Genomic DNA, 12,877 nt, shown 5'->3' with positions numbered 1-12,877 from the left:
ATCCCCCTTTAATATTTCCATACATATTGTTCCCTTACGTATAATAATAAAGCATATGTTGCAAACGATTGCTTTTTGCGTAGCTTTAATATTGCTTATAAGAGTAGTATTCATTTCATATAAAGTCAATGTATAAAGAGTATAGTAAATAATATTTTTAAATTAATATTTGCAAAATGAATAAAAGAATGTATAATGATAGACAAATAGCGCAAACGTTTTCATAGATTGAGATATTGTTTGCGCTTCTATTAAACCATTCAATGCAAACGTTTTCAATTATTAAAGTACATATACAATTTAGGGAGGTTTTTGGGATGAAGAAAGCATTATCATTATTAACGGTTTCAGCATTATCAATTGGTATGTTATCTGCATGTGGGCCGAAAGATTCGGGGAAAAAAGAGGAAAGTAAAGCGAAGAAGGACTATGATCTTCTTGTTTGGGAAGATGATAAAAAAGGCGTTGGTTTAGAACCAGCAGTAAAAAGCTTTGAGGAAAAATATAAAGTAAAAGTAAAAGTTGTTGAAATGCAAATGACAGATCAAGTGAAGAAGTTACGTCTTGATGGACCAGCGGGGACGGGACCAGATGTTGTAACATTACCACATGATCAAATCGGAAACGCAGTAACAGAAGGTTTACTTTCTGAAGTGAAAGCTGATGATGCTGTAAAGAGTAAATTTACTGATTCATCAATACAAGCACAGACATATAACGGAAAATTATATGGTTTACCAAAAGCAATTGAGACACCAATCTTTATTTACAATAAAAAATTAATGCCAAAAGCACCAGAAACGATGGACGAGCTGTTTAACTTCTCAAAAGAATTTACGAAGGATGGCAAGTACGGATTTTTAACATTAGGAGATAACTTCTACTTTGCTAATGCATTCATGGCAGGTATGGGTGGTTATGTGTTTGGTGAAAAAGATGGAAAGCCAAATGCAAGTGATGTTGGATTAAATAATAGCGGAGCAGTGCAAGGTGCTGAATATCTTCAAAAATGGTACAAAGAAAAGTTATTCCCGAAAGGTATTATCGGTGAATCTGGTGGACCTGCTGCTGATGGACTGTTTAATGAAGGAAAAGCAGCATCTATTATGAATGGACCATGGGCATTCCAAGCGATGGAAAAGAACGGAATTGATTATGGGGTTGCCCCAATGCCGAAATTACCAAATGGTCAGCCAATGAAAACTTTTGTTGGGGTTAAAGGATGGCATGTAACAAGTTTCTCTAAACAAAATGATTTAGCTACAAAGTTCACTGAATGGGTAACGAATGAAGAAAACGCAAAAATTCGATTTGAGAAAACAAAAGAAATTCCTCCAGTAAAAGCAGTAATGGAAGATCCAATTATTAAAGATAATGAAGCTGCAAAAGCAGTTGCGACACAATCTGAAAATGGAATTCCAATGCCGAACATTCCAGAAATGCAAGAAGTATGGAAACCAGCTGGAGATGCGCTTCAATTAGTTGTTACGGATAAAGAGGCACCAAAAGCAGCGCTTGATAATGCAGTGAAGCAAATTAAAGGTAATATTGAGGCAAATCATAGTAAGAAAAAATAAGGTGAAATTCGTGCCTCTAATATGAGGGGCACGAATTCTCTCCCAGAAAAAAGGGGGAAGGGACATGCAAACATCTATGGAACCAGCAAACGGCTTAAACGGTTCAAAGCATAGGAAAATGGCAACCATATTATCTATCATTCCAGGCGTGGGCCAAATGTATAATAAACAATTTGTAAAAGGTCTTATTTTTCTAGTATTAACAGGTTCATTTATTGTAGCCTTTGCTGATTTATTAAATATGGGATTATGGGGAATTGTAACGCTTGGTACAGAAGTTCCACGTGACCATTCTGTCTTTCTATTAGTAGAAGGAATCTTAGCACTCATCGTCATCGTGTTTGGACTCGGAATATATGGATTTAATTTATATGATGCATACCAGAACGGGAAGAAACGTGATATAGGAACACCGTTAAACTCTGTAAAAGAGCAATACCGTAATTTACTAGATCAAGGTTTTCCATATTTAATGGTTTCACCGGGTTTTCTATTACTTATCTTTGTAGTTGTATTCCCAATCATCTTCGTAATTTTAATTGGATTTACGAACTACGATTTATATCATTCTCCTCCAGCTAAACTAGTAGATTGGGTAGGGTTTAAAAACTTTATTGATATCTTTACATTACCGATGTGGAGAGAGACGTTTTTAAGTGTATTTTCTTGGACTGTCATTTGGACATTCGTTGCAACGACATTACAAGTTGCACTTGGTATTTTCTTAGCGATTATCGTAAATCAGCCTGGTATTAAAGGGAAGGCAATTATTCGAACAATCTTCATTTTACCGTGGGCGGTCCCAGCATTCGTATCTATTCTTGTTTTCTCTGGTATGTTTAATGAGACATTTGGAGCAATTAACAATCAAGTATTGGCTTTATTCGGAATTGAAAAGATTGCTTGGATGACAGATCCATTTTGGGCGAAGGTAGCTTTAATTATGATTCAAACTTGGCTTGGATTCCCGTTCGTCTTTGCAATGACGACAGGTATATTGCAATCGATTCCAGGAGAATTATATGAAGCTGCTACAGTAGACGGAGCTACAGCTTGGCAACAGTTTCGTAAAATTACATTGCCACTTGTTCTATATGCAACAGCACCAATATTAATTACGCAATATACGTTTAACTTTAATAACTTTAGTATCATCTATCTATTTAACGGCGGAGGTCCTGCTGTCGCTGGACAAGACGCAGGTGGAACGGATATTTTAATTTCATGGATTTATAAGTTAACGATGACTTCAGCGCAGTACGGGAAAGCAGCAGCTCTTACAATGATCTTATCGTTAATCGTTATTACAGTTGCGTTATGGCAATTTAAGAGAACAAAATCATTCCAAGAAGAGGATATGATGTAAATGAATATTAAAAGACAAAAGATGTTACGTCTCTCATTAAGTTATTTCGTTATTTTCGTAATGTGTGCCATCATTTTCTATCCATTATTATGGATTATTGGCTCATCGTTTAATCCGGGTGATAGTTTATCTGGATCAAGTATTATTCCGCAAAATGCAACGTTAGATCATTATCGTAAGTTATTAGATTTAGAGAATAGTAATTATTTACTATGGTATAAAAACACATTAAAAGTAAGTGTTTTAACGATGTTTTTCTCAGTGCTAGCAATTAGTTTTACTGCTTATGCATTTTCGAGATACCGTTTTGTTGGAAGAAAAAATGGTTTATTAACATTTTTAATTCTGCAAATGATTCCAAACTTTGCAGCGTTAATCGCCCTATACGTATTAGCGCAGTTAACAGGATTAATTGATACGCACCTTGCATTAATTTTAATTTATGTGGGCGGGGCAATCCCAATGAATACATGGCTTATGAAGGGATATTTTGATACGATTCCGAAAGAATTGGATGAGTCAGCTCGTATGGATGGGGCAGGACATTTCCGTATTTTTTGGCAAATCATTATGCCACTTGCAAAGCCGATCGTAGCAGTTGTAGCGCTATTCACTTTCATCGGTCCATTTACAGATTTCATTTTAGCGAGTATTATTTTGCGCACACCAGAAAATTATACTTTGGCAGTTGGATTATATGAAATGGTAGCGAAGAAATTTGGTAATGAATTTACAACGTTTGCAGCGGGTTCAGTATTGATTGCAATCCCAATTTCAATTTTATTCCTATCACTACAAAAATACTTTATCTCTGGTTTAACTGCTGGGGGTACGAAAGGATGAAAAATGGGACATTATGTCCCATTTTTCTTTTCATCTCCCTATAAAAAAATTATAGGGAGATGAAAAGAGATTTGACATCACATATGAAAAGAAGTGAAATAAATAGTATATTATAGTATAGGAAAAAAGAGCTATATCCCTTACAATACATGGAGAGGGAGAATATGATAGGTTTTGCAAGATAGAATCAATGAAAGTTTATGACTTCTCCTATTACTTGCAACGGGTGCAAGATTAAAATATATAAAAAATGGCAGAGAAGTGAAAGGAGGGGATTTTTATGACAGTTACAATTAAAGATGTGGCGAAGAAGGCGAATGTAGCACCATCTACCGTTTCTCGTGTAATTGCTGATAATCCAAGTATAAGTGAAAAAACAAAGCGTCGTGTTCGGAAAGTAATGAGTGAACTAGGGTATCATCCCAATTTAAACGCAAGAAATCTAGCTAATCAAACGACGAAAACACTTGGCCTTGTTATGCCAAGTTCTGCAAGTAAAGCTTTTCAAAATCCGTTTTTCCCAGAAGTTATAAGAGGGATTAGTTCATTTGCACATGTGGAAGGGTATGCACTGTATATGTCGACAGGTGAAACGGAAGATGAAATTTTTAATGGTGTTGTAAAGATGGTGCAGGGACGCCAAATTGGTGGTATTATTCTTTTATATTCAAGAGAGAATGATCGGATTATTCAATATTTGCATAAACAAAATTTCCCGTTTGTTTTAATTGGGAAACCATATGATCGAAAAGATGAAATTACATATGTAGATAATGACAATTATACAGCTGCAAGAGAAGTGGCAGAATATTTGATTTCATTAGGTCATAAACAAATTGCGTTCATCGGCGGTGGATCGGATTTACTTGTAACGAGAGATCGTTTGGCTGGTATGAGTGATGCTTTAAAATTAGCAGACATTGTATTACCAAAAGAGTATATTTTACATTTTGATTTTTCGAGGGAAAGTGGTCAACAAGCCGTGGAGGAATTAATGGGGCTGAAGCAACCGCCGACAGCAATTGTGGCAACGGATGATTTAATTGGACTTGGTGTGTTAAGTGCACTTTCTAAAAAAGGATTCGTTGTACCGAAGGATGTTTCTATTGTAAGCTTTAATAATGCTTTATTATCAGAAATTGCGAGTCCGCCACTTTCGACAGTTGATGTGAATATATACCAGCTAGGATATGAGGCAGCAAAAGCTTTAGTTGATAAAGTAGAGAATGCGGAGTCTACTGCAAAGTGTATCATTATTCCGCATAAATTACTGAAGCGTCAAACTTGCGATCATTATGCATAAAAAAAGCTAAGAGTTTAACTCTTAGCTTTTTGTTGTAGAAAGGCTTCTAAACGGTCACAGCCTTCTTTTAAGGTTTCAATACTATATGCATAGGACAAGCGAAGGTAGCCTTCACCATATTCAGAGAATGCTGTTCCGGGAACGACGGCAAGTCCAACTTCTTTGACAAGATCAAGTGCAAAATCAAATGATGAAGATGTTAAATGGCCAACATATGGGAATAAGTAAAATGCACCTGTTGGCTTTTCAACTGTTAAGCCCATTTGAATGAGTCTATTATATACGTAATCACGGCGTTTTTTGTATTGATGACGCATCATTTTTGGTGCATCTTTAGCAGCTGTTAATGCTTCAATTGCAGCATATTGAGCGATTGAAGTAGCGCACGTTACGTTGTATTGATGAACTTTTAATATATGTCCAGCTAAATAGCTTGGTGCAAATAATAGACCGATACGCCAGCCAGTCATAGAGTGAGATTTTGATAAACCGTTAATGACGATAGTCTTTTCACGCATTTCTGGGAAATGAGCGATAGATGTATGCGTTTGTTCATATACAAGTTCGCTATAAATTTCATCAGAAAGGACGAAAATGTTTTTATCTTTTAAAACATCTACAATATCTTGCAGTTCTTCTTTCGATAAAGTTACACCAGTTGGATTAGAAGGATACGGCAGTACGACGCATCTTGTTTTTTCAGTAATAGCACTTTCTAGTACTTCGGCTGTTAAACGGAAGCCAGTTTCACGAACATCGATAAAAATAGGTGTAGCGCCGCATAAGCGAATAATCGGTTCGTATCCTGGATAAATAGGGGCAGGTAAAATGACTTCTGTTCCAGGCTCTAAAATTGTTCGGAATGTAACATCAATTGCTTCGCTAGCACCGATTGTAACGATGGTTTCGTTTTCAGGTGAATAATGTAAATCGTAGTTATCTTTTACAAAGTTACAAGCTGCCTCGCGCAATTCTAGTAAACCAGCGTTATGTGTATAGCTTGTATAATTTTCTGTAATAGCCCGTTTTGCCGCTTCTTTTACAAGAGAAGGTGTAGGAAAATCGGGTTGACCAATTGTTAAAGAGATAAGATTATCATAGTTTTGAATCATGTTAGAGAATTGGCGGATTCCAGAAATTTGGATGTCCTTCACTCTAGGGTTAATGAATTGTTCCATTGTATCTCCCTTTCTTCCGTTTGAAAATTAAGTTCATTTTATCATATTTTCTATGATTTCGCTTGCGTATATGTTATGTAGAAAAAGAGGGATAATAGAAAAAAAGCCGCTGTAAGCGACTTTTTAATATCCGTACTCCCAGTCTATTTCATCTTCATTCCAAAGTACAGAGGATACTTTGCCAAGGTGAACAACTGATTCATTAACAGCACATGTGCAATTTTCTTCTCCTGTTTTGTGCTGTAACTCTTCATATACTGATTTTTCAACATTTTCTAGAACGACCAAATTTTCTTCTTTTAAAACAAGCGTAGTACCCGCCATATTTATCTTCCTCCTACTAAAATAATGATCACTTATTTGTAAACATAGATAGTATGGATTATATGCTGTATTTTGCTATAGTTGTCCGTCTCATGAAGTATTTTTTATTTTCTTTGTAATCCGTATTCATTGTATACTGCCGGGCAGAAATTTGGTACAGGGTTTACATTCATTTCGAAAATCTGTAACAATTATTATGTGTTGTTAACAAAGAATTAACAAATATGTTAAGAAAAATCAAAATTTTAAAACAAATAAACCCGTAAAATGATATAATCATATCAAAATACATATAGGGGATGAAAGGCTATGGAGCTGATCCGTGATCTAATGATCCAAATTGCCATCATTATTTTGCCGCTATTTTTATATGAAGCGATTCGTTTAAATCGTTATCAAGAAATGCCTCCGAAGCCTAACCGCTACTTTATTATGTTTTTATCCAGTATTACACTCGTTCTCTCCATGACATACTCTATTTGTTTTGGTGACGTTTGTGGGTATAACTTTCACCCAATCCCGATTGTTAGTGGTTTTCTATATGGTGGGATTGTTGGTTTAGTCCCGGCCGTTATTTTTGTTGCATATGAATGGGCGCTAAAGGGAATGAGCCTTCTTCCAATCATAGAAGTAATATTTCTATTGATAGTTCCATTATTTTTATCAAAGAAATGGTCTCTGTTTTCAAGGGAGAAGAAACTAATTTTTGCATTTATGATTTCATCATTGTACGTACTTGTTTCTTTAGTAATTGGCATGATTACCGTTCTGTTAGAAACGGGGTTTACACCGCATATTTCACACCTATATAGCGGATATATATTTGCTTCGCTTATTATGGTTATGACAATGGTATTTCAGGTGTACTTAACAGAATATTTAAATGAAAATGCAATACTACGTACAGAGATGCAAAAGTCAGAAAAGCTTAATATTGTAAGTGAGTTAGCGGCAAGTGTTGCACATGAGGTTCGAAACCCGCTCACTGTTGTTCGTGGTTTTATTCAATTGCTAGAAAGTACGGAAGATGTGAAGAATAAGGATTATATGCGTCTCGTATTAGCCGAATTGGACCGGGCAGAACAAATTATTTCAGATTATTTGAATTTAGCAAGGCCACAAATTGAGAAAAAGGAACACATTTGTCTATCAGCACAATTAATAGAAATGACTACACTTATGTCATCATTTGCAGCGATGCAAGGTGTATATTTGCAAGTTGAGATTTCTGAAAGCCTTTATACGATTGGTGATAAGACGAAATTAAAGCAAGCAATTATGAATGTTGTTAAAAATGGTATTGAAGCAATTCAAGGAAATAAAGGATATTTAAAAGTAACGGCTATTCAAAAAGATGAAACGATTGTAATAAGAGTTAAAGATAGTGGTGTTGGAATGACGAAAGAACAGTTAGTAAGGCTGGGACAACCGTATTATTCTTTAAAAGAAAAAGGAACAGGATTAGGGCTTATGGTAACATTTAGTATTTTACAAGCGCATAATGGTACGCTGGAATATAAAAGCGAAAGTGGGAAAGGTACTGAAGCGATTATTATATTGCCAGCTGTAAGAAATAAGGAATAAAAGTTACCGTTGAAAGGTAACTTTTTATTTTATATTGTTTATTCATTTGTTTTTTCTTGTTTTGTTCGGCTAAATAAGCTTCTAAATGATTGCAAGAATCCTTGCTCTTTTGAGGCAGCAACCATTCTTTTTGTTTCTTGAATTTCACGAATAACTTGCATAAGTTGTGCATCACGATTACTATCTTTGTTATAAATTTGATTTACGAGTTTATTCATTTTTTCTTCTTGCTTAGATTCTCGTTTATACATATGATTCATTAATAAGTCCATCTTTTCTTTCTGCAGGGCATCTGTTTGAGCAGCATGATCCACTAATTCTTGTAGCATTTTTTCTTGAGAGCCTTCTTTTACATAAACTTGTTGCATTAATTCATCTAGCTTTTCATCTTTTAAACGATTTTGGGTAATAAGGGTAGAATTTTGATGAATAATTGCTTCATTTAATTGAGCGAGCATTTCAAGTTTTAACATGAACTCCTCAAAGTTACGCCCATCTTCTTTTTCTTTTGGTTGTATTTCTTGCTTATCTTGTATAATTGGTACAGGTGGGGTCTCTTTTTCTTTTAAAATAATTGGTATCGTTTCTGAAATATCTTCTTGCAATGTAGCAGCTCTTTCATGTATAGATTTTAATAGTTTTAAATCATCCAGTTTATAAATACGGGCATCAGCTGTTTTGGAAATTATATAACCATGTTCCTCTAACAGTTGACTATATTTACGAACTATATGTTTTGGGATGCCTGTTTTATTCGTGACATCTTTCGTTTTATAGATAGCTTCCATGATATTTCCTCCCCAAAAAGTATCGTATATATCATTTCAATCTTTTATGAGGACTTCCTTTGAAAAAGAATGTCGGAAGGTTATTAGTTTTCTACAGCATTAGTGAAAAGGTGAAGAAAAATGAGAGTTTTTGGCGGAATGGCGGAGAAGAGTTAAAATAATGTCTGAAAACATATACGGGAGAAGTTTGTTATAATAACTGAGGAAAAGAAACTGGTAGAATCATGGAGGTATACATGAAGCAATTAAAAGGTATTATCATTTCAATTATTGCAATTCTTTCTATTTTAGTAGCGGTTTATGAAGTACTTGTTCCAGAGGAAACAAGTACCCAAAAAACAAATGCGTATGATCAAGTTCTAGAATTTCCGAAAGAGAGATATCCAGAAACCGGGAAACATATTACGGATGCGATAAAAGAAGGACATTCAGAAGTTTGTACAATTGACCGTGGTGGTGCTGCGGATAGAAGAAAATTATCGTTAGCTCCATACCCATCAAAAAAAGGGTATGATCGTGATGAATGGCCAATGGCGATGTGTAAAGAAGGCGGAAAAGGAGCACATATCGAATATATAAGTCCAGCAGATAACCGCGGAGCAGGGTCTTGGGTAGGGAATAAGCTAGATAAATACCCAGATGGTACGCGTGTGAAATTTGACGTAAAGTAGTAGTTGTATATTTCATAATGAAGGAGAAGGGGAACGATGGAGTTAACAATTTCGTATTCGCAATTAATGTTGATGAACTATGACGGTGAACAGCCTTACGTTGACTGGACGGATGAAGATTTTGAAAGAGGTTATGCGAAGGCGGATGGAACTGTTATTTTTGAAGCACTTTCTGATTATACTTGTGAAATAAAAGTAACTTGCGGGAAACATATTGAGAAAGAAGAAGTGGTTAGAACGGTTACAGTTCCTTTTACAGTTGAAAATGAATGTATCGTTGTAACGAGTATTCTTTCAAATAAATTTCAAATCCCTATTCCAAATGGTGAGTATACAGTTGTCTTACAAGCAACTCCTCTTGAAGAACCGACGGATGATGAATTATATAAAATACAATACGAATTCTTTTTTGAAAGTAAAGAATAAAAATGGGTTATCCTTTTTGAGGATAACCCATTTTTGTTATGCGTTTGTTTTTAGTAGGGAACGAGCATCTTTCGCTGCTTGCACCATGTGCTCTAAAGCTGGAATAACTTCTTCTGTTCTTCTCGTTTTTAAACCACAATCAGGATTAATCCAGAAATATTTAGGGTCGCATACTTTTAAAGATTGTTCTACGATTTTATACATTTCATCTTTGCTCGGTACACGTGGGCTATGAATATCATATACACCTAGACCGATGCCTTTTTCATATGTTGTATGTTTTAATGTATCAATAAATTCTCCGTGACTTCTTGATGTTTCGATAGAAATGACATCTGCATCTAATGCGCGAATCGCGTCAACGATATCTTCGAAGTTACTGTAACACATATGAGTATGAATTTGTGTTTCGTTTGCTACAGAAGAAGTTGCTAAAAGGAAGGATTGTACTGCCCATGTAATATAAGCGTCCCAATCTTTTTCTTTTAGTGGCATACCTTCACGAAGTGCTGGCTCATCGACTTGAATTACTCGAATTCCGGAAGATTCAAGTAGTTCAATTTCGTGACGAAGAGCTAATGCAATTTGATACGAAACTTCTTTTCTTGGAATGTCATTTCGAACGAAGGACCAATTTAAAATCGTAACAGGGCCAGTTAACATTCCTTTTACAACTTTCTCTGTTAAGCTTTGTGCATAAACTGTTTCCTTAATAGTCATGCCGTTAATAAAGGCCACATCACCATAAATAACAGGTGGTTTTACGCAACGGGAACCGTATGATTGTACCCAACCGTTTTTAGTAAATGAGAAGCCAGCAAGGCGCTCACCAAAATATTCAACCATGTCAGTTCTTTCAAACTCGCCATGAACAAGAACATCAAGACCAATTTCTTCTTGGTAACGAATCCATTTTTCTGTCTCTTTTTCAATAAATTGTTCATATTGTTCGTTTGAAATAACGCCGTTACGCCATTCTTTTCGTGTTTGACGAACTTCAGTTGTTTGCGGGAAGCTACCGATAGTTGTCGTTGGTAACAGCGGTAACTCTAGGGCAACTTGTTGTAATTCATAGCGTTTTTCAAATGGAAGAGGACGTGAAAAATCTTCTTCTTTTAGTGCTGTCCGTGCTGCTTTAACATCTTCTCGGTTACGTGCAGCAGATGAACGAATTGTATAATGTACATTGCGATACGCTTCTAGCTCTTTATTAATGCTTTCTGTACCTTGAGTCAGAGCGGAATGAATAAGAACTAACTCTTCTAATTTTTGATTTGCAAATGCTAACGCATCAAATAGCTCAGTCGATAAGTGAGTTTCTTCTGTTTTATCGATTGGTGTATGCAATAAGCTACAAGAAGGCTGAACAATGAAATCTTTCGTTTGGACTTGTTTTTGTAACGTTGTAAATAAAGTAAGAACTTCATCAAGATCGGCTCTCCAAATGTTACGGCCATCTATACAACCAACAGCTAAAGTTTTATCAGCTGGGAATCCATATTTTGAAATAGCATTTAGATTTCCTTCTTTACCATGAATGAAATCTAATCCAATACCTGATACAGGGAATGTAATAATTTCTTCATAGTTTTCTTCTACACTATCAAAATATGTTTGTAAAAGCAGAGTCGCATTTGGAACTTCTTTACGAATAGCTTCATAAATTTCTTTTGCTTGTTGAATTTCTTCTTTCGTTAAAGAAGCGAAAATTGGTTCATCAACTTGAATGACTTGTGCACCAGCTGCATGTAGTTCTGAAAGTAGTTGTACGTAAGGTGCAACTAACTGTTTTAAAATAGTAGCAAATTGCTCTTGTGTATAGCCTTTAGCTAATTTCAAGAAGGTGTATGGTCCTAAAATAACAGGTTTTCCATCTACTCCTAATTCTTGTTTTGCCTCTACATATAAGCGAAGTGGACGATTATCTTTTAAAGAGATTTGTAATCCCTCTTCATATTCAGGAACGATATAATGATAGTTTGTATTAAACCATTTTGTCATTTCGGAAGCTACGTGATCTTTAGAGCCACGTGCCATTGCGAAATATACATCAAGATAAGATGTAAACTCAGAAAAACGTGATGGGATAAATCCTAGCATATAAGCAGTATCCAAAACGTGATCATAATATGTAAAGTCGCCAATTGGAATGAGTTCAATCCCTTTTTCTTGCTGTACTTTTACGTGTTGAAGGCGAATTTCTTTCATCGTTGTTAAAAATTGTTCTTCATCAATTTTATTAGACCAAAAAGCTTCCAATGTTTTTTTCCACTCTCGTTGTAGTCCGATACGTGGATAACCTAAGTTACTTGTTTGAATTGCCATTTCAAATTCCTCCCTAATTGAAAGTAAGCATTTCCGTTTACTAGGAAATACCTATAACAAAAAGTACAAAGGCATAGAAAATAAGCCTTCCTTTTTGTTTTAACACCTCATCATCATCCGTGAATCTATCAGTGTTGTTAAAACAGGCAGGTCTCCTGACTTATGCTTCACATAATTTCTTTCACCTTCCCGTTTTCACAGTGGCACTAAAAAAGAAATCTCAGCATTTACAGTGGCGGGACCGTGTTGGAGTTTCACCAATCTTCCCTTTTAAACACGAAACGAAATGTTCGTGTACCTATTTTCCTTTTGAAAGGAAGTTAACAAGCAATATGATATTGAAACAAATTCTAACACAATTTTTAGAATTTTGTCTACTGTTTTAAAATAAGAAAATTCTAAAGTTTTTATTTATATTATTTTAATTTTTCTGACTAATAAAGAGAGAGGAATTGGATTAAAATTATAAAGGCGCGTGTACTTGTACGGAGA

11 protein-coding genes and 1 riboswitch are annotated in these 12,877 nt (G+C 35.3%); of the genes, 7 read left to right on the top strand and 4 right to left on the bottom strand.

Annotated elements, in window-relative coordinates:
- The first annotated feature begins 317 nt into the window (after positions 1-317).
- The 4 genes from ATN06_RS20410 (at position 318) to malR (ending at position 5,089) form a co-directional block, all read left to right on the top strand.
- The gene (locus tag ATN06_RS20410; protein ID WP_060632104.1) at positions 318-1,577 is read left to right on the top strand and encodes an extracellular solute-binding protein; all 1,260 of its coding nucleotides are present in this window, start codon (positions 318-320) and stop codon (positions 1,575-1,577) included.
- A 64-nt stretch (positions 1,578-1,641) separates the two neighbouring features.
- A complete protein-coding gene (gene malC / locus ATN06_RS20405) occupies positions 1,642-2,943 on the top strand; it encodes a maltosaccharide ABC transporter permease MalC (RefSeq protein WP_060632103.1) in 1,302 nt (433 codons plus the stop codon).
- Positions 2,944-3,786 carry a maltosaccharide ABC transporter permease MalD gene (gene malD / locus ATN06_RS20400; protein WP_060632102.1) on the top strand — a complete coding sequence of 281 codons (843 nt, stop codon included), beginning with the start codon at positions 2,944-2,946 and terminating at the stop codon, positions 3,784-3,786. It abuts the gene before it with no gap.
- A 280-nt stretch (positions 3,787-4,066) separates the two neighbouring features.
- A complete protein-coding gene (malR, locus tag ATN06_RS20395; RefSeq protein ID WP_048563246.1) occupies positions 4,067-5,089 on the top strand; it encodes a maltose operon transcriptional repressor MalR in 1,023 nt (340 codons plus the stop codon).
- Between the two features lie 14 nt (positions 5,090-5,103).
- Here malR and ATN06_RS20390 read toward each other — a convergent pair whose 3' ends face one another.
- Both ATN06_RS20390 and ATN06_RS20385 read right to left on the bottom strand, forming a co-directional pair.
- A complete protein-coding gene (locus ATN06_RS20390; protein ID WP_060632101.1) occupies positions 5,104-6,267 on the bottom strand; it encodes an aminotransferase A in 1,164 nt (387 codons plus the stop codon).
- A 123-nt stretch (positions 6,268-6,390) separates the two neighbouring features.
- Positions 6,391-6,591 carry a hypothetical protein gene (locus tag ATN06_RS20385; RefSeq protein ID WP_000929285.1) on the bottom strand — a complete coding sequence of 67 codons (201 nt, stop codon included), beginning with the start codon at positions 6,589-6,591 and terminating at the stop codon, positions 6,391-6,393.
- A gap of 309 nt (positions 6,592-6,900) precedes the next feature.
- On the opposite strand from ATN06_RS20385, the gene kinB reads away from it, so the two are divergent.
- On the top strand, positions 6,901-8,175 hold the full coding sequence (kinB, locus tag ATN06_RS20380; protein WP_060632100.1) for a sporulation sensor histidine kinase KinB: 1,275 nt from the start codon (positions 6,901-6,903) through the stop codon (positions 8,173-8,175).
- A 38-nt stretch (positions 8,176-8,213) separates the two neighbouring features.
- Here the strand turns inward: kinB and ATN06_RS20375 are convergent, their stop codons facing one another.
- A complete protein-coding gene (locus tag ATN06_RS20375) occupies positions 8,214-8,963 on the bottom strand; it encodes a DUF3967 domain-containing protein (protein ID WP_060632099.1) in 750 nt (249 codons plus the stop codon).
- 236 nt (positions 8,964-9,199) lie between these two features.
- Here ATN06_RS20375 and nucA point away from each other — a divergent pair, with 236 nt between their 5' ends.
- Positions 9,200-9,634: a DNA-entry nuclease gene (nucA, locus tag ATN06_RS20370; RefSeq protein ID WP_060632098.1), complete on the top strand. Its 435-nt coding sequence runs from the start codon at positions 9,200-9,202 to the stop codon at positions 9,632-9,634.
- Positions 9,635-9,670: 36 nt separating this feature from the next.
- Complete coding sequence (gene comJ, locus ATN06_RS20365) at positions 9,671-10,060, top strand: competence protein ComJ (protein ID WP_060632097.1); 390 nt, start codon at positions 9,671-9,673, stop codon at positions 10,058-10,060.
- Between the two features lie 36 nt (positions 10,061-10,096).
- Here comJ and metE read toward each other — a convergent pair whose 3' ends face one another.
- Entirely contained in the window at positions 10,097-12,385 is a 2,289-nt protein-coding gene (metE, locus tag ATN06_RS20360) for a 5-methyltetrahydropteroyltriglutamate--homocysteine S-methyltransferase (protein WP_060632096.1), read from the bottom strand.
- 127 nt (positions 12,386-12,512) lie between these two features.
- Positions 12,513-12,702, bottom strand: a riboswitch (cobalamin riboswitch).
- Between the last annotated feature and the right edge of the window lie 175 nt (positions 12,703-12,877).

This window comes from Bacillus thuringiensis, assembly GCF_001455345.1.
In the GTDB taxonomy this organism is placed as follows: domain Bacteria; phylum Bacillota; class Bacilli; order Bacillales; family Bacillaceae_G; genus Bacillus_A; species Bacillus_A thuringiensis_N.
This window is presented reverse-complemented; position numbering and strand designations above follow the sequence as displayed.